At 59.6% G+C, this 20,718-nt stretch carries 17 protein-coding genes; 13 read left to right on the top strand and 4 right to left on the bottom strand.

Features of this window, described 5'->3' with window-relative positions:
• Window positions 1-2,409 carry a DNA translocase FtsK gene (locus M2400_RS28490; protein ID WP_010172485.1) on the bottom strand — a complete coding sequence of 803 codons (2,409 nt, stop codon included), beginning with the start codon at window positions 2,407-2,409 and terminating at the stop codon, window positions 1-3.
• A gap of 486 nt (window positions 2,410-2,895) precedes the next feature.
• Here M2400_RS28490 and aat point away from each other — a divergent pair, with 486 nt between their 5' ends.
• From aat to infA, 3 genes are all read left to right on the top strand, one after another.
• On the top strand, window positions 2,896-3,576 hold the full coding sequence (gene aat / locus M2400_RS28485) for a leucyl/phenylalanyl-tRNA--protein transferase (RefSeq protein ID WP_177042652.1): 681 nt from the start codon (window positions 2,896-2,898) through the stop codon (window positions 3,574-3,576).
• A gap of 55 nt (window positions 3,577-3,631) precedes the next feature.
• On the top strand, window positions 3,632-4,339 hold the full coding sequence (locus M2400_RS28480) for an arginyltransferase (RefSeq protein ID WP_177042653.1): 708 nt from the start codon (window positions 3,632-3,634) through the stop codon (window positions 4,337-4,339).
• A 100-nt stretch (window positions 4,340-4,439) separates the two neighbouring features.
• On the top strand, window positions 4,440-4,658 hold the full coding sequence (gene infA, locus M2400_RS28475; RefSeq protein ID WP_002553999.1) for a translation initiation factor IF-1: 219 nt from the start codon (window positions 4,440-4,442) through the stop codon (window positions 4,656-4,658).
• A 196-nt stretch (window positions 4,659-4,854) separates the two neighbouring features.
• On the opposite strand, the gene clpA is transcribed toward infA, so the two are convergent.
• Window positions 4,855-7,125, bottom strand: a complete 2,271-nt coding sequence (gene clpA, locus M2400_RS28470) for an ATP-dependent Clp protease ATP-binding subunit ClpA (RefSeq protein ID WP_010172706.1) — start codon at window positions 7,123-7,125, stop codon at window positions 4,855-4,857.
• Window positions 7,126-7,154: 29 nt separating this feature from the next.
• Window positions 7,155-7,523 (bottom strand): ATP-dependent Clp protease adapter ClpS, encoded by a 369-nt coding sequence (gene clpS / locus M2400_RS28465; RefSeq protein ID WP_003219604.1) that lies wholly within the window; start codon window positions 7,521-7,523, stop codon window positions 7,155-7,157.
• Between the two features lie 224 nt (window positions 7,524-7,747).
• On the opposite strand from clpS, the gene cspD reads away from it, so the two are divergent.
• Complete coding sequence (gene cspD / locus M2400_RS28460) at window positions 7,748-8,035, top strand: cold shock domain-containing protein CspD (protein ID WP_177042654.1); 288 nt, start codon at window positions 7,748-7,750, stop codon at window positions 8,033-8,035.
• Between the two features lie 70 nt (window positions 8,036-8,105).
• On the opposite strand, the gene icd is transcribed toward cspD, so the two are convergent.
• On the bottom strand, window positions 8,106-9,362 hold the full coding sequence (gene icd, locus M2400_RS28455) for an NADP-dependent isocitrate dehydrogenase (RefSeq protein WP_010172708.1): 1,257 nt from the start codon (window positions 9,360-9,362) through the stop codon (window positions 8,106-8,108).
• Window positions 9,363-9,857: 495 nt separating this feature from the next.
• Here icd and M2400_RS28450 point away from each other — a divergent pair, with 495 nt between their 5' ends.
• The 9 genes from M2400_RS28450 to aceA all read left to right on the top strand — a co-directional run bounded on the left by M2400_RS28450 (window position 9,858) and on the right by aceA (window position 20,484).
• Window positions 9,858-12,083, top strand: a complete 2,226-nt coding sequence (locus M2400_RS28450) for an NADP-dependent isocitrate dehydrogenase (protein WP_259200373.1) — start codon at window positions 9,858-9,860, stop codon at window positions 12,081-12,083.
• A gap of 211 nt (window positions 12,084-12,294) precedes the next feature.
• Window positions 12,295-12,741, top strand: a complete 447-nt coding sequence (locus tag M2400_RS28445) for an NUDIX hydrolase (RefSeq protein ID WP_177042656.1) — start codon at window positions 12,295-12,297, stop codon at window positions 12,739-12,741.
• 59 nt (window positions 12,742-12,800) lie between these two features.
• Entirely contained in the window at window positions 12,801-13,925 is a 1,125-nt protein-coding gene (gene mnmA, locus M2400_RS28440) for a tRNA 2-thiouridine(34) synthase MnmA (RefSeq protein WP_259200376.1), read from the top strand.
• Window positions 13,922-14,545: a high frequency lysogenization protein HflD gene (gene hflD, locus M2400_RS28435; RefSeq protein WP_010172715.1), complete on the top strand. Its 624-nt coding sequence runs from the start codon at window positions 13,922-13,924 to the stop codon at window positions 14,543-14,545. The genes mnmA and hflD overlap by 4 nt, the downstream gene beginning before the upstream one ends.
• A 123-nt stretch (window positions 14,546-14,668) precedes the next feature.
• Window positions 14,669-16,039: an adenylosuccinate lyase gene (gene purB, locus M2400_RS28430; RefSeq protein WP_177042658.1), complete on the top strand. Its 1,371-nt coding sequence runs from the start codon at window positions 14,669-14,671 to the stop codon at window positions 16,037-16,039.
• A gap of 84 nt (window positions 16,040-16,123) precedes the next feature.
• Entirely contained in the window at window positions 16,124-17,290 is a 1,167-nt protein-coding gene (locus M2400_RS28425) for a cupin domain-containing protein (RefSeq protein ID WP_177113146.1), read from the top strand.
• Window positions 17,283-17,705 (top strand): GNAT family N-acetyltransferase, encoded by a 423-nt coding sequence (locus M2400_RS28420; protein ID WP_017479509.1) that lies wholly within the window; start codon window positions 17,283-17,285, stop codon window positions 17,703-17,705. The genes M2400_RS28425 and M2400_RS28420 overlap by 8 nt, the downstream gene beginning before the upstream one ends.
• Window positions 17,706-17,927: 222 nt before the next feature.
• Window positions 17,928-18,665 (top strand): secretin N-terminal domain-containing protein, encoded by a 738-nt coding sequence (locus M2400_RS28415; RefSeq protein ID WP_177076741.1) that lies wholly within the window; start codon window positions 17,928-17,930, stop codon window positions 18,663-18,665.
• Between the two features lie 493 nt (window positions 18,666-19,158).
• Window positions 19,159-20,484, top strand: a complete 1,326-nt coding sequence (aceA, locus tag M2400_RS28410; RefSeq protein WP_003219577.1) for an isocitrate lyase — start codon at window positions 19,159-19,161, stop codon at window positions 20,482-20,484.
• Window positions 20,485-20,718 lie beyond the last annotated feature (234 nt).

Below are 20,718 nucleotides of genomic sequence, written 5' to 3'. Positions count from 1 at the left end.
TCAGTCACGCATCTGCGCTGGCGCAATGACTTCGCGCGAGCCGTTGGTGTTCATCGAGGTGACCACGCCGGCCATTTCCATGGCTTCGATCATGCGGGCGGCACGGTTGTAGCCAATCTTCAGCTTGCGCTGTACGGCGGAGATCGAAGCGCGGCGGCTCTCAAGGACGAACTGCACCGCTTCGTCGTAGAGCGCATCGGTCTCGGCATCATCGTCGCCACCGCCGCTGCCACCGTCAAAGCCGCTGCCGGCCTCTTCGACGCCGGCGAGGATGTCGTCGTTGTATTCCGGGGCGCCGCGCAGTTTCCAGGCTTCCACCACACGGTGCACTTCATCGTCGGAGACGAAGGCGCCGTGAACACGGATCGGCAGGCTGGTGCCCGGCGGCATGTAGAGCATGTCACCGTGGCCCAGCAGCTGTTCGGCGCCGCCCTGGTCGATGATGGTCCGGGAGTCGATCTTGCTCGACACCTGGAACGCCATGCGGGTCGGGATGTTGGCCTTGATCAGGCCGGTGATCACGTCCACCGACGGACGCTGGGTCGCGAGGATCAAGTGGATGCCCGCAGCCCGCGCTTTCTGCGCGATACGGGCGATCAGCTCTTCGACCTTCTTGCCGACGATCATCATCATGTCGGCAAATTCGTCGACCACCACCACGATGGTCGGCAGCTTGGTCAGCAGCGGCGCTTCGTCGTGAATGCTTTCGCGCTTGTACAGCGGGTCGGTCAGCGGTGTGCCGGCGTCCTGGGCTTCCTTGACCTTGGCGTTGAAGCCCGACAGGTTACGCACACCCATCTTCGCCATCAGCTTGTAGCGCCGCTCCATCTCGGCGACGCTCCAGCGCAGGGCGTTGGCGGCGTCCTTCATATCGGTCACCACCGGGCACAGCAGGTGCGGAATGCCTTCGTAGATCGACAGCTCGAGCATTTTCGGGTCGATCATGATCAGCTTGGCGTCGTCCGGGCCAGACTTGAACAGGATCGACAGGATCATCGCGTTCACACCCACCGACTTACCGGAACCGGTGGTACCGGCCACCAGCAAGTGGGGCATTTTTGCCAGGTCAGTGATCACCGGCTTGCCGCCGATGTCATGGCCCAGGGCCAGGGTGACCGGGGATTTGAAGTTGTCGTATTCGGGGGTCGACAGCACTTCGGAGAAACGCACGATTTGCCGATCTTCGTTGGGAATCTCGATACCGACAGTGGTCTTGCCCGGGATCACTTCCACTACCCGCACGCTGGTCACGGCCAGCGAACGCGCCAAATCCTTGGCCAGGTTGGAAATGCGGCTGACCTTCACGCCGGCAGCCGGCTGGATTTCGTAACGGGTAATCACCGGCCCCGGGTGGATCGAATCCACGGAGACTTCAACGCCGAATTCCTTGAGCTTGATTTCCAGCAGGTGACCGACGGCCGCCAGGGACTCAGGGGAATAGTTGAGCTGTTTCTTTTCCGCAGGATCGAGAATCGAGATCGGCGGCAAGGTGCCTTCCACGGCGCTGTCGACAAACAACGGCGCCTGTTTCTCTTTCTGTACGCGGTGGCTTGGCTCGGGGGCCTTGGTTGGCGCAGGGGCGATCACCGGCGGAACCTGCTTCTCGCGGTCCGACATGTGCTTGGTCAGGGCCTGTTCGCGTTCGATCAGCCGCTCCTTGACCTTGGCCTGCTCACGCCGGTCTGGCGTGCTCGGGGCCACCACCTCGTTGACGCGGGTATCCACCTCGCGCAGTTGCGCAACCATGCGTTTGCGATCGACCCGGGCCGACCACCAGCGATTGGCCGCGCCCTGGAACAGTTCGAGCAGGTCGAGGGTGATCTTGCCGGTCACGTCCATGACCTTGAACCAGGACAGGTCGGTAAACACAGTGAGGCCAAACAGGAACAGCGCGATGAACATCAGGGTGCTGCCCTGGATGTTCAGGGTCCTGCGGGCCAGGTCGCCCAGGCTCTCGCCCAATGCGCCGCCGGCGCCGGCCGGCAAACCGGTGGGTGCGTGGAAATGGATATGGGCCAGGGCCGCGCCCGACAGCACCAGGAACACCAGGCCGATCAGGCGCCAGGAGAACAGCCAGCCGCTCCACTGCCACGGCTCGTGGCGCTGGCGGAAGATCTGCCAGGTCTTGATGGCCAGCAGCAGCGGGAAGATATAAGCGAAGTAACCCAGCACCATGAACAGGATATCGGCGCTGTAGGAGCCGGCAGGACCACCGAAGTTCTGCACGTCTTCGATCTTGCTGTTATGGCTCCAGCCCGGATCGTCCTTGCCATAGGTGAGCAAGGCCATCATCAGGAACAGGCACAGGGCGCCGATGGCGATCAGTGCACCTTCCTTGAGTCGGTAGTGCAGGTGCTGGCGCCAGGCGGGCACGACTGCGGCTTTAGGTGTTGCGGCGGATTTCTTCAAAACGGGTCTTTTCCTGCGCCTTTAGCGCGTCCATCTATTGAATGACTGCAAAACACTGCCCAATCCGGGCAGGTAAAAATGAACGAGTGCCAGTGAAGCTACTTTTAACACCCTGCAACTGATTCATGAAACGGCGATAACGCCCCAATGGCCGCATTGTACGGGTTTGTGTGCGTGATGCCACGCACTTGGGCCCACGTTACACAGCATAGCCAATGTTCGGTTTCATACCGTTCAATTTGAGCATGCATTGTCTTTGCTGACAAAGGCTTATGAGCTGTTTTTGCCAATCCAGGCTAGCTTGCCGACCGACGTACGCGATTACGACCACGACCCTGGCATAGAGTTGCAGAAACACCGGTTCATGCTTATCTGTACCGATCCCATGTTCGGGGTAGCCCCCAAGCGCTACGTCGACAATAATCACAGCTCTCGCAACGGGCAACATCGCCGTTACCGCCCTCCCCTTCCGTAAGCCTGGATGCCATGCTGACCTGGTTACAACGCAACACCCTGACATTCCCACCGCTGGCCAAGGCCATGCGCGAACCCAATGGCCTGCTCGCCGCCGGTGGCGACCTGTCGGCAGACCGCTTGATCCAGGCCTATCGCCATGGCTGCTTTCCCTGGTTCTCGGAAGGCCAGCCCATCCTCTGGTGGTCCCCTGACCCGCGCACCGTGCTGTTCCCCGAGGAGCTGCATGTTTCCCGCAGCCTGGGCAAATTGTTGCGCCAGCAGCGCTACAGCGTGACCTTCGACCAGGATTTTGCCGCTGTCATCCAGGCCTGCGCGGCGCCACGCAGTTACGCCGATGGCACCTGGATCACCGAAGCCATGCAAAGCGCCTACCTGCAACTGCACCAGCGCGGTTATGCGCACTCGGTGGAGGTCTGGGATGAGGGGGAGCTGGTGGGCGGCCTGTACGGCCTGGCGATGGGCCAGTTGTTTTTTGGCGAATCGATGTTCAGCCGTGCCGACAACGCTTCGAAATACGGCTTCGTCACCCTGGTCAGGCAATTGCAGGCGTGGGGCTTCGTGTTGATCGACTGCCAGATGCCCACCGACCACCTGCACAGCCTCGGCGCCCGCGCCATTCCCCGCGACGACTTCGCCCACTATCTTCGCGACCATTTAGACCAAACCAGCTCTGCGCCATGGGTTTCCTAGGCGACTTCCCCGCACCTGGCTTACACTTATTTCAAAGCTTATCCGAGGGTTGATCATGACCGAGCTGGCGCGTTTGAAGTTTTATGCCACTCAACCCCACTCTTGCAGCTATCTGCCCGACGAGCAGGCCACCACGCTGTTCCTCGACCCCAGCCAGCCGATGGATGTGCATGTGTATGCCGATTTGTCGGAAATGGGCTTCCGGCGCAGCGGCGACCACCTCTACCGGCCCCACTGCCAGAATTGCAACGCCTGCGTACCGGCGCGTATCCCGGTGGCGCAGTTCCTGCCGGACCGCAATCAGAAACGCATCCTCAAGCGCAACGCCGACTTGACCGTCACCGCCGCCAAACCGGGCTTCAGCGAAGAGTATTTCGACCTGTACCAACGCTACATCGAACAACGCCACGCCGACGGCGACATGTTCCCGCCCAGCCGCGACCAGTTTTCCACTTTCCTGGTGCGCGACCTGCCCTTCTCGCGCTTCTACGAGTTCCGCCTGGAAGGACGCCTGGTGGCCGTCGCCGTCACCGACCTTTTGCCCAACGGGCTGTCGGCGGTGTACACCTTTTATGAGCCCGCCGAGGAACGGCGCAGCCTGGGACGTTTTGCGATCCTGTGGCAAATCGGCGAAGCCTTGCGCCTGGAATTGGAGGCGGTGTACCTCGGATACTGGATCAAAAACTGCAAAAAGATGAACTACAAGACCCAATATCGGCCCATAGAGCTGCTAATTAACCAAAGATGGGTCACCTTGAACTAGAACCTCTTGGCTTAAACACCCTTTTTCGGGCACAATGCACGCCGCTTTTGCCTGGCGCAGTTGCACCGGGCCATTCACTGGATACCGAGGGCTTTACTGCATGTCGAAAGAAGACAGCTTCGAAATGGAAGGCACTGTCGTCGACACCCTGCCCAACACCATGTTTCGTGTGGAGTTGGAAAATGGGCACGTCGTAACCGCGCATATCTCCGGCAAGATGCGCAAGAACTACATTCGTATTCTTACCGGTGACAAAGTGCGCGTCGAACTGACGCCCTATGACTTGAGCAAAGGGCGCATCACTTACCGCGCTCGTTAATCAAGTCAATACAAGACGCCCGGTTATGCCGGGCGTTTTTGTGTGCGCGCTATTTAACAGTCACCACTTGACCCTGCGGGAGCTGGCTTGCCAGCTCCCACAGTTGATCTTTACCGGTCGATAGGTATCGACCCACCCGTTTTCCAGATAGCAAAAAGGCGCCTCTCGGCGCCTTTTGCTTTATTGCAGTCAACTATCAGGCCATTTCAGCCGTGGTTTCGAAGTCGAAGGTCAGCTCGCCGTCCTTCAGATCGATATGCACCACGCCACCATGGTCTGCCAGTTCGCCGAACAGGATCTCTTCCGCCAGTGGGCGCTTGATCTTGTCCTGGATCAGGCGAGCCATTGGCCGAGCGCCCATTGCCGCGTCGTAACCACCTTCCGCCAGCCAGTTGCGCGCCGCGTCGGTGACTTCCAGCTGCACGCGCTTGTCTTCCAGCTGCGCCTGAAGCTCGGTGAGGAACTTGTCCACCACGCTTTTGATGACCTCATGGCTGAGGCGACCAAACTGGATAATGGTGTCCAGGCGGTTGCGGAATTCCGGCGTGAAGCTCTTCTTGATCACTTCCATTGCATCGGAAGAGTGATCCTGATGAGTAAAGCCAATGGAAGCCCGCGCGGCCGTTTCGGCACCGGCATTGGTAGTCATGATCACGATCACGTTGCGGAAGTCCGCCTTGCGCCCGTTGTTGTCGGTCAGGGTGCCGTGGTCCATCACCTGCAACAACAGGTTGAAGACTTCCGGGTGCGCCTTCTCGATTTCATCGAGCAGCAGTACGCAATGTGGCTGCTTGGTGATCGCCTCGGTCAACAGGCCGCCCTGGTCGAAGCCGACATAGCCCGGAGGCGCACCGATCAGGCGGGACACGGTGTGACGCTCCATGTACTCGGACATGTCGAAACGTACCAGCTCGATGCCCATGGCCTTGGCCAGTTGCCGCGCCGCTTCGGTCTTGCCGACACCGGTAGGCCCGGCGAACAGGAAGGAACCGACCGGCTTGTCCGGCGACTTGAGGCCCGCACGGGACAGCTTGATCGCGGTGGACAGCGAGTCGATGGCCGCATCCTGACCAAACACGGTCAGCTTGAGGTCACGCTCCAGGTTACGCAGCAGCTCCCGGTCGGAAGTGTTGACGTGTTTTGGCGGAATCCGCGCGATCTTCGCCACGATGTCCTCGACCTGAGGCACGTCGATGCGTTTCACACGTTTTTCCACCGGCTGCAGGCGCTGGTAGGCGCCCGCCTCGTCGATCACATCGATGGCTTTGTCCGGCATGTGCCGGTCATTGATGTAGCGCGACGCCAGCTCGGCGGCGGCACGCAGCGCTTCATCGGTGTACTCGATGCCATGGTGCGCTTCGAAACGCCCCTTGAGCCCGCGCAGGATGCCGATGGTGTCTTCAACCGAAGGCTCGGACACGTCAACTTTCTGGAAGCGACGCGCCAGGGCACGGTCTTTTTCGAAGATCCCGCGAAATTCCTGGAACGTGGTCGAACCGATGCAACGGATATCACCCGAAGACAGCAGCGGCTTGAGCAGGTTCGAAGCATCCATCACGCCACCGGAAGCTGCACCGGCACCGATGATGGTGTGGATTTCGTCGATGAACAGGATCGCCTGCGGGCGTTTTTTCAGCTCGCCGAGCAACGCCTTGAAGCGCTTCTCGAAGTCGCCACGGTACTTGGTCCCGGCGAGCAACGCGCCCAGGTCAAGGGAGTAGACGACGCTGTTGGCAAGCAGGTCGGGTACCTGATTATCAACAATGCGTTTGGCCAGGCCTTCGGCAATCGCGGTTTTACCCACGCCTGCTTCACCCACCAACAGCGGGTTGTTTTTGCGACGACGCGCCAGGATCTGCGCCACGCGCTCAACTTCCAGTTCGCGCCCTACCAGCGGATCGATCCGCCCCTGGCGCGCCAGTTCATTGAGGTTGCTGGCATAAGCGTCCAGCGGGTTGCTCGAAGAAGAAGACTCGCCGCCCTCGTCATCCTGCATATCCTGCTCACCTTCTGAGTGATCGCCATGCCCCGGCACTTTGGAAATGCCATGGGCGATGTAGTTGACGACATCAATACGGGCAACGCTTTGCTGCTTGAGCAGGAATACAGCCTGGCTTTCCTGCTCGCTGAAGATCGCCACGAGCACGTTGGCCCCTGTGACTTCACGCTTGCCGGAGCTCTGTACGTGGAAAACGGCACGCTGCAGTACCCGCTGGAAGCCCAGGGTTGGCTGGGTCTCGCGGTCCTCGTCATGAACGGGGATCAACGGCGTGGTGGAGTCGATAAACTCCTGCAGGTCATGCTTGAGTTTGTCGAGATTGGCACCACACGCACGCAGTACGGTGGCGGCAGCTTCGTTATCCAAAAGTGCCAGCAGCAGGTGCTCGACGGTCATGAATTCATGACGTTTCGAACGGGCCTCCTTGAAGGCAAGATTGAGGGTGACTTCGAGCTCGCGGTTTAACATAGCTTCACCTCATACCCAAGTGGTCGGAGTTAACCGTCCTTCTCGATTTCACAGAGTAGCGGATGCTGGCTTTCCCTGGCGTACTGGTTGACCTGCATGGCCTTTGTCTCGGCGATGTCGCGGGTAAACACTCCACATACTGCCCGTCCTTCTGTGTGAACGGCCAGCATTACCTTGGTCGCCAACTCGCGGTTCAGGTTAAAAAACACCTCGAGCACTTCGACGACGAAATCCATCGGTGTGTAGTCATCATTGAACAAAACCACCTTGTACATCGGCGGCGCCTGTAAAGCAGGCTTGGCCTCCTGAACAGCAATGCCTGCAGAACCGTCGTCGTCTTCTTGATGATCCGGGCGATCCTGATTGAATGTTAGTCGAATCTGGCTGATTGCATGCATGGAAAGAAAGGTTCGTCAGTGGTTCAAATACAGTGGTGGGGGCGGCCTGTCCGAATTTCAACTCTGACTGACTGGTCGCCTTGACTATCGGCAAATCAGTGTTACAACCAATAGAACCCACAGTGGGTAAAAAAGGTCCGCGCAGTCAACCTTATTTATTCGGGTTAGGACGGATAAACTGGATGATACTCCAGTGATGGAGTCTGGTGCAGAGGGATATGGGTATGGCAAGCGGTAAGGTCAAGTGGTTCAATAATGCCAAGGGTTACGGCTTCATCAACGAAGACGGTAAGACTGAAGACCTTTTTGCGCATTACTCGGCCATCCAGATGGATGGCTACAAGACACTGAAAGCAGGGCAGCCGGTTTCCTTTGAAATCATTCAGGGACCCAAAGGCCTGCATGCGGTGAATATCGGTGCTCCCGTCAGCACCAGCCAAATTGGTGCTCCCACCAGCACCAGCCAAGTGAAAGAAGACGTCGCTCAACAATCAAAAAAACAGACGGCCTGATCAGCCGCTGAGCAAACGCTCTAAAAAAAACCGGCCACCAGGGCCGGTTTTTTTATGCCTGCCTATCCACTTACATATGTGAAATCAGCGCATCGCCAAACGCCGACGACGACAGCAACTTTGCACCGTCCATCAAGCGATGGAAGTCATAGGTCACGGTCTTGGCCGAAATCGCGCCATTGGTGCCCTTGATGATCAGGTCGGCCGCTTCGGTCCAACCCATGTGACGCAGCATCATTTCCGCCGAAAGGATCAGCGAACCCGGGTTGACCTGGTCCTTGCCGGCATACTTCGGCGCCGTACCGTGGGTGGCTTCGAACATCGCCACGGTGTCGGACAGGTTGGCGCCCGGCGCAATACCGATACCGCCCACTTCCGCCGCCAGGGCGTCGGACAGATAGTCACCGTTGAGGTTAAGGGTGGCGATCACGTCATATTCAGCCGGGCGCAGCAGGATCTGCTGGAGCATGGCGTCGGCAATGGCGTCCTTGACCACCACATTCTTGCCGGTACGCGGGTTCTTGAATTGCATCCACGGCCCGCCGTCCAGCAGGGTCGCGCCGAACTCTTCGGCCGCCACTTCGTAGGCCCATTCCTTGAAGGCACCTTCGGTGAACTTCATGATGTTGCCTTTGTGCACGATGGTCAGCGAATCGCGGTCGTTATCCACGACATATTGCAGGGCCTTGCGCGCCAGGCGCTTGGTGCCTTCCAGGGACACCGGCTTGACGCCGATCCCGCAGTTCTGGTCGAAACGAATCTTGGTGACGCCCATCTCTTCCTTCAGGAACTTGATGACCTTGATTGCTTCCGGCGAGCCGGCTTTCCACTCGATGCCAGCGTAGATGTCCTCGGAGTTCTCGCGGAAGATGGTCATGTCCACATCGCCGGGCTTCTTGACCGGGCTTGGTACGCCTTCAAACCAGCGCACCGGGCGCAGGCATACATAAAGGTCGAGTTGCTGGCGCAGGGCTACGTTCAGCGAACGGATACCGCCACCTACAGGGGTGGTCAGCGGGCCCTTGATGGAAACCACGTAATCCTTGACTGCATCCAGGGTTTCCTGGGGCAGCCAGGTGTCCTGGTCGTAAACCTGAGTGGCCTTTTCGCCGGCATAAACCTCCATCCAGGAGATTTTGCGCTTGCCGCCATAAGCCTTGTTAACAGCTGCATCGACCACCTTGATCATCACCGGGCTGATGTCGACGCCAATACCGTCACCCTCGATGAAGGGGATGATCGGGTTGTCAGGAACATTGAGAGAATGGTCTGCATTGACGGTGATTTTGTCGCCGACTGCCGGAACCTGAATCTTCTTGTATCCCATGCTGAACTCCATCTATGGATTGAACATCTGGCTGCGTTCGAGCCTACTCCAGATAAATGAGGACTGAAACCTCAGGCCCTGCACATTTGCGTCGAAAACAGCACATTTAGCGGCCTACAAGCTTGAAAGCAAAGGGAAAAGCGCCAATCTTGAGCACATCATGCGACTTTAGGCGCAACCCGGTGCCTGCGACCTTTAGACCAATGGACGACACACCTTTTGTATGAAGGCTCGGCGTAAGCATAGCGACCTATGTATAATGCCGCCGCTGACCAAAGAGTCACGACGGCCGACCGCTCTACATTGTAGCCCTCCGCCCGAATAAGCCGGGTTGCCACAGCAGCCCACCCGCTTGACGCTCGACTGATGCAACCCAACATCACCGCGAAGAAACTTCGACATTTCGCTCATGGATGACTTTGAACGAACGCGCTTTACCCGGCGCATCTCGAGTTTCTGCGCATGCTTTCAGCAAAGAAGAGAGTTAATCCGAATATGCCCACCCGCTCGAAGATCATCTACACCTTCACCGACGAAGCCCCAGCCCTCGCCACCTATTCACTGCTGCCTATCGTAGAGGCCTTCACCGCTTCCGCTGATATTGCCGTGGAAACCCGCGACATTTCCCTGGCCGCGCGCATCCTCGCAAGCTTCCCCGAGCAACTGGGCGCCAAGGCTATCCCGGACCACCTCGCCGAACTGGGCGACCTGGCCGTTACGCCTGAAGCCAACATCATCAAGCTGCCGAACATCAGCGCCTCGACTCCTCAGCTGCAAGCTGCGATCAAGGAACTGCAGGCCCAGGGCTACGCCCTGCCGGACTACCCGGAAACCGTAACCACCGACGCGGAAAAAGAAACCCGTGCACGTTACGACAAGGTCAAGGGCAGCGCCGTGAACCCGGTACTGCGCGAAGGCAACTCCGACCGCCGCGCACCGCTGTCGGTCAAGAACTACGCACGCAAGCACCCGCACAAAATGGGCGCCTGGGCTGCGGACTCCAAGTCCCACGTGGCCCACATGAGCAACGGCGACTTCTACGGCAGCGAAAAAGCCGTACAGATCGAAGCGGCTGACACCGTCAAGATCGAACTGATCGCCAAGGACGGTACCGCTACCGTCCTGAAAGAAAAAACCAGCTTGCAGGCTGGCGAAATCATCGACACCGCCGTGCTGAGCAAGAATGCCCTGCGCAGCTTCATCGCCGCTGAAATCGAAGACGCCAAGAAACAAGGCGTACTGCTGTCGGTCCACCTGAAAGCCACCATGATGAAGGTCTCCGACCCGATCATGTTCGGCCAGATCGTTGCCGAGTTCTATAAAGACGCACTGGCCAAGCACGCTGTCGTGCTGGAGCAGATCGGCTTTAACCTGAACAACGGCATCGGCGACCTGTACGCCCGCATCAAGGCCCTGCCGGCCGATCAGCAAGCGCAGATCGAAGCCGACATCCAGGCGGTGTACGCCGCTCGTCCGTCCCTGGCCATGGTCAACTCGGACAAAGGCATCACCAACCTGCACGTGCCGAGCGACGTCATCGTCGACGCCTCGATGCCTGCCATGATCCGTGACTCCGGCAAAATGTGGGGCACCGACGGCCAACTGCACGACACCAAGGCCGTGATCCCGGATCGCTGCTACGCCACCATCTACCAGGCAGTGATCGAAGACTGCAAGGCCAATGGCGCCTTCGACCCAACCACCATGGGCAGCGTGCCGAACGTTGGCCTGATGGCGAAAAAAGCCGAAGAGTACGGTTCCCACGACAAGACCTTCCAGATCAAGGCTGACGGCGTGGTTCGCGTCACCGACAGCAAGGGCAACCTGCTGATGGAACAGGCTGTCGAAGCCGGCGACATCTTCCGCATGTGCCAGACCAAAGACGCGCCGATCCAGGACTGGGTCAAACTGGCCGTCAACCGTGCCCGCGCCAGCAACACCCCGGCCATCTTCTGGCTGGACCCACAGCGCGCTCACGACGGTGTGGTGGTCGAGAAAGTTCAGGCTTACCTGAAAGACCACAACACCGAAGGCCTGGACATCCGCATCATGTCGCCGGTCGACGCGATGAAGTTCACCCTGGAGCGCACCCGCAAGGGCCTGGACACCATCTCGGTGACCGGCAACGTACTGCGCGACTACCTGACCGACCTGTTCCCGATCATGGAACTGGGCACCAGCGCCAAGATGCTGTCGATCGTGCCGCTGATGAACGGTGGCGGCCTGTTCGAAACCGGCGCCGGCGGTTCGGCTCCGAAGCACGTACAGCAACTGGTTGAAGAGAACTTCCTGCGCTGGGATTCCCTGGGCGAGTTCCTGGCCCTGGCCGCTTCCCTCGAGCATTTGGGGGTGACTTACAACAACCCGAAAGCCCTGGTACTGTCCAAGACCCTGGACCAGGCCACCGGCCAGTTCCTCGACAACAACAAGTCGCCATCGCGCAAAGTCGGCAACATCGACAACCGCGGCAGCCACTTCTACCTGGCGCTGTACTGGGCTCAAGCCCTGGCTGCCCAGACCGAAGACACTGCACTGCAAACGCAGTTTGGTGAACTGGCCAAAACCCTGACCGCGAACGAGGCGACCATCGTTGCCGAGCTCAACGCCGTCCAGGGCAAACCAGTGGACATCGGTGGCTACTACGCGCCGAACCCGGAGCTGACCAGCAAGGCCATGCGCCCAAGCAACACCCTCAATGCGGCAATTGCCAAGTTGAAGTAAGGTTGTAAGGATGCAAAGAAGCCCCGGCCATGTGCCGGGGTTTCTGTTTGTGCCCCCTATTTCATAGAACAACCCCGATCAAATGTGGGAGCTGGCTTGCCTGCGATAGCGGTGGTTCAGCTGCATCTGGGTCAACTGACAGACTGCTATCGCAGGCAAGCCAGCTCCCACACTGAACGAGTTTCTTCAGTTACTACACATTGAGGCACCTATGACCTGGCAACCCCACATCACCGTCGCCACCATCGTCGAAGACAACGGCCGCTTCCTGATGGTCGAGGAACTCAAGGGCGGCCGCGCCGTGCTCAACCAGCCCGCTGGCCATCTCGACCCAAACGAAACCCTGACCGAGGCCGCCGTGCGCGAAACCCTCGAGGAAACCGGCTGGGACGTCGAAGCCACCGGGATCGTCGGGATTTACCTGTACACCGCCCCCAGCAACGGCGTGACCTATCAGCGCGTGTGCTTCACCGCCAAGGCCCTGAAACACCACCCGGACTATCAGCTGGACGACGGCATCGTGCGCGCCCGCTGGCTGACGCGCGACGAATTGATGGGCCTGCGCGAGGACTGGCGCAGCGAGCTGATTATCCGCTGCATCGACGATTATCTGGCCGGCCAACGCCACAGCCTCGAATTGATCCGCCCTTCTCTTTAGCCTTGCAGACGCGAGCCTGCTAGAATCGCGTCCTTTTTAAAGACACCCGTTGAAATCCTATGCGTGATCCAGCCCCTTCTGACACACAAAAGAAGCGCGTCATCGTCGGTATGTCCGGCGGCGTGGATTCTTCCGTTTCCGCCGTTCTGCTCATGGAGCAGGGTTATGAGGTGGAAGGCCTGTTCATGAAGAACTGGGAAGAAGACGATGGAACGGAATATTGCACCGCCATGGACGACCTGGCGGATGCCCAGGCCGTCTGTGACAAAATCGGTATCAAGCTGCACACCGCCAACTTCGCCGCCGAGTACTGGGACAACGTGTTCGAGCACTTCCTGGCCGAATACAAGGCCGGTCGCACGCCGAACCCGGACATCCTGTGTAACCGCGAGATCAAGTTCAAGGCGTTCCTCGACTACGCAATGATCCTCGGTGCCGACCTGATTGCCACTGGCCACTACGTGCGCCGTCGCGACATTGATGGCCGCACCGAACTGCTCAAGGGTCTGGACGCCAACAAGGACCAAAGCTACTTCCTGCACGCCGTCGGCGGCGAACAGATCGCCAAGACCCTGTTCCCGGTGGGCGAGCTGGAAAAACCCGAAGTGCGCGCAATTGCCGAGAAACACGGCCTGGCCACTGCCAAGAAGAAGGATTCCACCGGGATCTGCTTCATTGGCGAGCGCCGTTTCAGCGACTTCCTCAAGCAATACCTGCCGGCGCAACCGGGTGAGATCAAGACCACCGAAGGCGAAGTCATCGGCCGTCACCACGGCTTGATGTACCACACCATCGGCCAGCGCCAGGGCCTGGGCATCGGCGGTTTGAAAGACGCCGGCGAAGAGCCGTGGTACGTGCTGGTCAAGGACCTGGAGCACAACGAGCTGATCGTGGGCCAAGGCAATGACCACCCATGGCTGTTCTCCCGCGCCCTGCTCGCTTCGGACATCTACTGGGTCAACCCGGTCGACCTGAGCAGCCCGCGCCGCCTGACCGCCAAAGTGCGTTATCGCCAGAGCGACCAGCCGTGCACCCTGGAAAAAACCGCCACGGGCTATCGCGCCACCTTCGATGACCCGCAACGTGCCGTAACGCCGGGCCAATCGGTAGTGTTCTACGACGCAGAGATTTGCCTGGGGGGCGGCGTGATCGAAGTTGCCGAACCCTGGAGCAGCCGGGCATGAGCCCGACCCAGGAGCAATTGACGGCATTGGGCGGCGTGTTTCTCGCTGCGGTGCTGGTGGACAAGATCGCCAAGACCGGCCAGGTCACCGAGGCAGGCCTGACCTGCATGCTCGGCAGCCTGCTGATCCGCGACCCCAAGGACACCCTGGAAGTGTATGGTGGCGATGACCTGGCCCTGCGTGAAGGTTATCGCGCACTGGTCGGCGCCCTCGAGCGCGACCCCAGCACCTTGCAGCGCGAGCCGCTGCGCTACGCCCTGTCGATGCTCGGCCTCGAGCGTCAATTGGCCAAGCGCGACGACCTGCTGGAAACCATCGGCAAGCGCCTGCCGCAGATTCAGTCCCAGGTCGAGCATTTTGGCCCGGCCCACGAAAACGTGATCGCAGCCTGTGGCGCGCTGTACCAGGACACCCTGAGTACCCTGCGCCAGCGGATCCAGGTGCACGGCGACATGCGTAACCTGCAACAACCGAACAACGCCTCGAAAATCCGCGCCCTGCTCCTGGCCGGCATTCGTTCGGCGCGGTTGTGGCGCCAGTTGGGCGGTCATCGCTGGCAGTTGGTGATCAGCCGGCGCAAATTGCTGAAAGAGCTTTACCCGTTGATGCGCAACGAATAAGTCGCAGCAACCGATTTTTTATAGCCCCACGCGTAATACGCCGGTCAGTTGGCAACGGACCGGCGGATTTTTTCATGTATGATACGCGCCCCATTTCGTTGCCCGACTGTCCGAGAACACCCCATGCAGCTTTCTTCGCTCACTGCGGTTTCCCCTGTTGACGGCCGCTACGCCGGCAAAACCCAGGCCCTGCGCCCTATTTTCAGCGAATACGGCTTGATCCGTGCTCGTGTTCTGGTTGAAGTGCGCTGGCTCCAGCGCCTGGCCGCTCACCCTGCAATCAGCGAAGTGCCGGCGTTCTCCGCCGAAGCCAACGCAGTGCTGAACGCCCTGGCGGAAAACTTCGCTCTGGAGCACGCCGAGCGTGTGAAAGAGATCGAGCGCACCACCAACCACGACGTAAAAGCCATCGAATACCTGCTCAAAGAGCAAGCGGCCAAGCTGCCGGAACTGGCCAAGGTCAGCGAGTTCATCCACTTTGCCTGCACCAGCGAGGACATCAACAACCTGTCCCACGCCCTGATGCTGCGCGAAGGCCGTGATGACGTGATGCTGCCCCTGATGCGCCAGACCGCCGACGCCATCCGCGAACTGGCGATCCGTTTCGCCGATGTGCCGATGCTGTCGCGCACCCACGGCCAGCCGGCTTCGCCGACCACCCTGGGTAAAGAACTGGCCAACGTGGTATACCGCCTGGAGCGTCAGATCGCTCAAGTCGCTGCCGTACCGCTGCTGGGCAAGATCAACGGCGCCGTAGGCAACTACAACGCTCACCTGTCGGCCTACCCTGAGATCGACTGGGAAGAAAACGCCCGCGCCTTCATCGAAGACGAGCTGGGCCTGGGCTTCAACCCGTACACCACGCAGATCGAACCCCACGACTACATCGCCGAGCTGTTCGACGCGATTGCGCGCTTCAACACCATCCTGATCGACTTCGATCGCGATATCTGGGGCTACATCTCCCTGGGCTACTTCAAGCAGCGCACCATTGCCGGTGAAATCGGTTCGTCGACCATGCCGCACAAGGTCAACCCGATCGACTTCGAAAACTCCGAAGGCAACCTGGGTATCGCCAACGCCCTGTTCCAGCACCTGGCCAGCAAGTTGCCGATCTCCCGCTGGCAGCGCGACCTGACCGACTCCACCGTACTGCGCAACCTCGGTGTGGGCTTTGCCCATAGCGTGATCGCGTACGAAGCCAGCCTCAAAGGCATCAGCAAACTGGAGCTCAACGCGCAGAAAATCGCCGCTGACCTGGACGCTTGCTGGGAAGTCCTGGCCGAGCCGATCCAGACCGTGATGCGCCGCTACAACATCGAAAATCCGTACGAGAAGCTCAAAGAGCTGACCCGCGGCAAGGGCATCACCTCTGAAGCGCTGCAAACTTTCATCGACGGCCTGGACATGCCAGCCGCCGCCAAGGCTGAGCTGAAACTGCTCACCCCGGCCAACTACATCGGCAACGCTGTGGCCCAAGCCAAACGCATCTGACAGCTGCTTGACCCTTTGAGACGCCCGGCAGCGCCGGGCGTTTTTATTCCCGTCTGAAAAGTGCTTTTTTTCAATAGGTTACACATGAATCCTGATATTCCTCTTCAACTTCTGGGCGGCATCACGGCACGCGAGTTCCTGCGCGACTACTGGCAGAAAAAACCGCTGCTGATCCGCCAGGCCATTCCTGACTTCGAAAGCCCGATCGACGCCGACGAACTGGCCGGCCTGGCGCTGGAAGAAGAAGTCGAGTCGCGCCTGATCATCGAACACGGCGAGCGTCCGTGGGAGCTGCGTCGCGGCCCGTTCGCCGAAGATGCCTTCAGCACCCTGCCCGAGCGTGAGTGGACCCTGCTGGTGCAGGCCGTCGACCAGTTCGTGCCGGAAGTGGCCGAGCTGCTGGAAAACTTTCGTTTCCTGCCAAGCTGGCGCATCGACGATGTGATGATCAGCTACGCCGCCCCGGGTGGCAGCGTGGGTCCGCACTTCGACAACTACGATGTGTTCCTGCTGCAAGGTTCCGGCAAGCGCAACTGGAAGATCGGCCAGATGTGCAACTCCGAAAGCCCGCTGCTGCAACACGCGGACTTGCGCATCCTCGCCGAATTCGAAGAGACCGCCGAATGGGTGCTGGAACCGGGCGACATGCTGTACCTGCCGCCGCGCCTGGCCCACTGCGGTGTTGCCGTCGATGATTGCATGACCTACTCCGTAGGCTTCCGCGCCCCGAGTGCGGCTGAAGTGCTGACCCACTTCACCGACTTCCTCAGCCAGTACCTGACCGACGAAGAACGCTACACCGACGCCGATGCCCAGCCAGTCAGCGACCCGCACCAGATCCAGAGCGACGCCCTCGACCGCCTGAAAAGCCTGCTGGCCGAGCACATGAGCGACGAGCGCATGCTGCTGACCTGGTTCGGCCAGTTCATGACCGAGCCGCGCTACCCGGAACTGGTCGCCGGCCCGGAAGTGGAAGAAGAAGACCTGCTGGGCAGCCTGGAAAGCGGCGCCGTGCTGATCCGCAACCCGAGCGCCCGCCTGGCCTGGTCCGAAGTGGACGACGACCTGCTGCTGTTCGCCAGCGGCCAGAGCCGCCTGTTGCCGGGCAAGCTGCGGGAACTGTTGAAGCTGGTTTGCGCCGCCGACGCGCTGCACATCGACAACCTCGGCCCATGGCTGGCGGATGAGGATGGCTGCGCCCTGCTGTGGGAGCTGGTCAAGCAAGGGAGCCTGGGGTTTGCCGATGAATAAGATTCACGTAAGTGTCGCGGACTGGCAAAAGGATATCGCCGAGATACGGCGCATTCGTGAAGCGGTATTTATCGCTGAACAATCGGTTCCACCGGAGCTGGAATGGGATGCTGACGACGCAGGTGCCGTGCACTTTCTCGCGTTCGAAGGCGACTTCCCCATCGGCACCGCCCGCCTGCTGCCTACGGGCGAGATCGGCCGCGTGTCGGTCCTCAAGGACTGGCGCGGCCTGAAGGTGGGCGACAAGCTGATGGAAGCGGTGATTGGCGAGGCCGAGAAACGCGGCCAGACCCGGCAGATCCTCAGTGCACAGGTCCATGCAGCGCCGTTTTATGAGCGCCTGGGCTTCAAGATTGTCAGCGATGAGTTCCTGGAAGTCGGGATTCCTCATGTTGATATGGTGCGCGAGGGCTGACTTTAGACCGAGTCGCTCCCATCGCAGGCAAGCCAGCTCCCACAGGAGAATGCATTCCAAATGTGGGAGCTGGCTTGCCTGCGATAGCGGTATCAGCAACACCCCAAAAGGCCCTGTCATCCACCGATGCCAGGGCCTTTTGCCGTCCAGGATTCAACTTGCGGGCTACAAAGCCGACAAACTGGCACTATCTAGCCTAAATGACTCGCAGAGATAACGGACATGTCCCTACGCACCCTGCTCACCACTGTGCTCCTGGCCACCAGCTTCTCGGTGATGGCCGCCACCGAAGTGGTGCCCCTGAGCAACCGCACCAGCGCCGACCTGCTCCCGGTGGCGCAGAACTTCATCGGCAAGGACGGCACCGTCAGCGCCTACGGCAACCAACTGATCGTGAATGCCGAGCCGGACAAGATCCAGGGCCTGCGCGCCCTGCTCTCGCAGCTGGATACGCCGTCCAAACGCCTGCTGATCACGGTCGACACCAACGAGAACAACCAGCAAAGCAACGGCAATAATCAAACCCAGGTGATCACCTACAGCACTGAAAGCCGCGACGGCGGGATCCAGCAGATCCAGGCCAGCGAAGGTGTGCCCGCGCTGATCCAGGTCGGCCAGAGCGTGCCGCTCACCACCACCCAGCCCGACGCCTACGGTCGCCCGCAAAACCAGACCCAGTATCGCAACGTGACCCAGGGCTTCTACGTGACAGCTAGCGTCACCGGTGAGACCGTTCACCTGAGCATCAGTACCAACCGTGACCGCATGAGCCAGGAACGTCCCGATGTAGTGAACGTGCAAAGCACCGACACAACCGTCAGCGGACGCCTGGGCGAGTGGATCACCCTGGCCGGTATCAATCGCCAGACTCAGGCCGAAAAAAGCACTACAACCCGCAGCTACTCTACTCAGGGCCGTGATGACCTGAGCTTGCGGGTCAAAGTCGACACCCTGAACTGAAGCACCAAAAACTGACTGACGAGTCGTATTAGACTAAAGATGTAGTGCTTTAAAAAAAGCACTACAAAACATTTGACGATCCAAAAAAGCATGGGCATGATGGCCTCGCTCCCGCTAATCAGGGGCCCTGGCAAGGGCCTTCGGATCGTCGCTCAAAGCCACCCACCTGAGCCGATTCGTGTCTGTACCGCCCACAAGGTGTGTTTGACGAGGTTGCGACTGGAACGAAGTTGTCCCGAGGGACGGAAGCTAACCAGGTAACCCGGCAACACACTGATGGATCGTACAAAGGCCCACGACGCCCGAAGACCGTTCGCAGTTCGCCCTTACCTGCTCAACTCCCCCTTGAGCCAATCGTTCATCCCGTCGCCTTCCCCGCCAAGCCTGACTTGACCGCCTAAGCTTCTGGTCAGCGAGCAGCCATAACCACGCACTGATACGTGGCTGGCAAATGGAATTTTCCACCTAGACCTATGCGACGAGGTTTTTCCCCATGGCACTGACACGCGAACAGCAAATTGCAGCCCTTGAAAAAGACTGGGCTGAAAACCCACGCTGGAAAGGCGTGACCCGCGCTTATTCCGCTGCTGACGTCGTCCGCCTGCGTGGCTCGGTTCAACCTGAGCACACTTTTGCAAAACTCGGCGCCGAGAAGCTGTGGAAGCTGGTCACCCAGGGTGCCAAGCCGTCCTTCCGCCCCGAGAAAGATTTCGTCAACTGCATGGGCGCCCTTACTGGCGGCCAAGCGGTTCAACAGGTAAAAGCCGGTATCCAGGCGATCTACCTGTCCGGCTGGCAAGTGGCTGCGGACAACAACTCCGCTGAATCCATGTACCCCGACCAATCGCTGTACCCGGTGGACTCCGTGCCAACCGTGGTCAAGCGCATCAACAACTCGTTCCGCCGCGCTGACCAGATCCAGTGGAAAGCCGGTAAAGGCCCGGGCGACGAAGGCTACATCGACTACTTCGCACCAATCGTTGCAGACGCTGAAGCCGGTTTCGGCGGCGTACTGAACGCCTACGAGCTGATGAAGAGCATGATCGAAGCAGGCGCTGCCGGCGTTCACTTCGAAGACCAGCTTGCGTCAGTGAAGAAATGCGGCCACATGGGCGGCAAGGTTCTGGTGCCTACCCAGGAAGCGGTGCAGAAGCTGACCGCTGCTCGTCTGGCAGCTGACGTGGCCGGTACGCCGACCATCATCCTGGCCCGTACCGACGCCAACGCGGCTGACTTGCTGACCTCGGATTGCGACCCGTACGACCAGCCGTTCGTGACTGGCGAACGTACCCAGGAAGGCTTCTATAAAGTGCGTGCCGGTCTCGACCAGGCGATCGCTCGCGGCCTGGCTTACGCGCCGTACGCCGACCTGATCTGGTGCGAAACTGCCAAGCCGGACCTGGACGAAGCTCGTCGCTTTGCCGAAGCGATCAAGAAGGAATACCCGGACCAACTGCTGTCCTACAACTGCTCGCCGTCCTTCAACTGGAAGAAGAACCTGGACGACGCGACCATCGCCAAGTTCCAGCGCGAACTGTCGGCCATGGGCTACAAGCACCAGTTCATCACCCTGGCCGGCATTCACAACATGTGGCACAGCATGTTCAACCTGGCGCACGACTACGCCCGCAACGACATGACTGCCTACGTGAAGCTGCAGGAGCAGGAATTCGCTGACGCTGCCAAGGGTTACACCTTTGTGGCGCACCAGCAGGAAGTGGGCACTGGCTACTTCGACGACATGACCACCGTGATCCAGGGCGGTACCTCGTCCGTGACTGCACTGACTGGGTCGACTGAAGAAGAGCAGTTTCACTAAGTACTGAGTACACGGCCATTGCGGCCCCAAGGAAGACCTAACCGCAGTGCCGCATGACAATCACGCCCCGACTGGTTCGGGGCGTTTTTTTGCCTCGGTTATTGGGTGTATATCCATTATTTGGGTAATGACTGCTATTGGTTCCGCTCTTACAGCGGCTCACTTTTGAAGAGCGCAAAAGTAAGCAAAACGCTCTTGCCCCACCACTCGGCACCTCGCCTAGGCTCGGTGTGC

This window comes from Pseudomonas sp. BIGb0558 (assembly GCF_024807515.1).
GTDB classification, from domain to species: domain Bacteria; phylum Pseudomonadota; class Gammaproteobacteria; order Pseudomonadales; family Pseudomonadaceae; genus Aquipseudomonas; species Aquipseudomonas yamanorum_A.
Note: the sequence above shows the minus strand (reverse complement) of the source record. Positions and strands in the feature narration are given on the sequence as shown.

Coding starts and splice junctions, on each gene's coding strand:
- aat (WP_177042652.1), top strand. CDS start 2,896: ATGCTGACCTGGTTACAACGCAACACCCTGACATTCCCACCGCTGGCC.
- M2400_RS28480 (WP_177042653.1), top strand. CDS start 3,632: ATGACCGAGCTGGCGCGTTTGAAGTTTTATGCCACTCAACCCCACTCT.
- infA (WP_002553999.1), top strand. CDS start 4,440: ATGTCGAAAGAAGACAGCTTCGAAATGGAAGGCACTGTCGTCGACACC.
- clpA (WP_010172706.1), bottom strand. CDS start 7,125: ATGTTAAACCGCGAGCTCGAAGTCACCCTCAATCTTGCCTTCAAGGAG.
- clpS (WP_003219604.1), bottom strand. CDS start 7,523: ATGCATGCAATCAGCCAGATTCGACTAACATTCAATCAGGATCGCCCG.
- cspD (WP_177042654.1), top strand. CDS start 7,748: ATGGCAAGCGGTAAGGTCAAGTGGTTCAATAATGCCAAGGGTTACGGC.
- icd (WP_010172708.1), bottom strand. CDS start 9,362: ATGGGATACAAGAAGATTCAGGTTCCGGCAGTCGGCGACAAAATCACC.
- M2400_RS28450 (WP_259200373.1), top strand. CDS start 9,858: ATGCCCACCCGCTCGAAGATCATCTACACCTTCACCGACGAAGCCCCA.
- M2400_RS28445 (WP_177042656.1), top strand. CDS start 12,295: ATGACCTGGCAACCCCACATCACCGTCGCCACCATCGTCGAAGACAAC.
- mnmA (WP_259200376.1), top strand. CDS start 12,801: ATGCGTGATCCAGCCCCTTCTGACACACAAAAGAAGCGCGTCATCGTC.
- hflD (WP_010172715.1), top strand. CDS start 13,922: ATGAGCCCGACCCAGGAGCAATTGACGGCATTGGGCGGCGTGTTTCTC.
- purB (WP_177042658.1), top strand. CDS start 14,669: ATGCAGCTTTCTTCGCTCACTGCGGTTTCCCCTGTTGACGGCCGCTAC.
- M2400_RS28425 (WP_177113146.1), top strand. CDS start 16,124: ATGAATCCTGATATTCCTCTTCAACTTCTGGGCGGCATCACGGCACGC.
- M2400_RS28420 (WP_017479509.1), top strand. CDS start 17,283: ATGAATAAGATTCACGTAAGTGTCGCGGACTGGCAAAAGGATATCGCC.
- M2400_RS28415 (WP_177076741.1), top strand. CDS start 17,928: ATGTCCCTACGCACCCTGCTCACCACTGTGCTCCTGGCCACCAGCTTC.
- aceA (WP_003219577.1), top strand. CDS start 19,159: ATGGCACTGACACGCGAACAGCAAATTGCAGCCCTTGAAAAAGACTGG.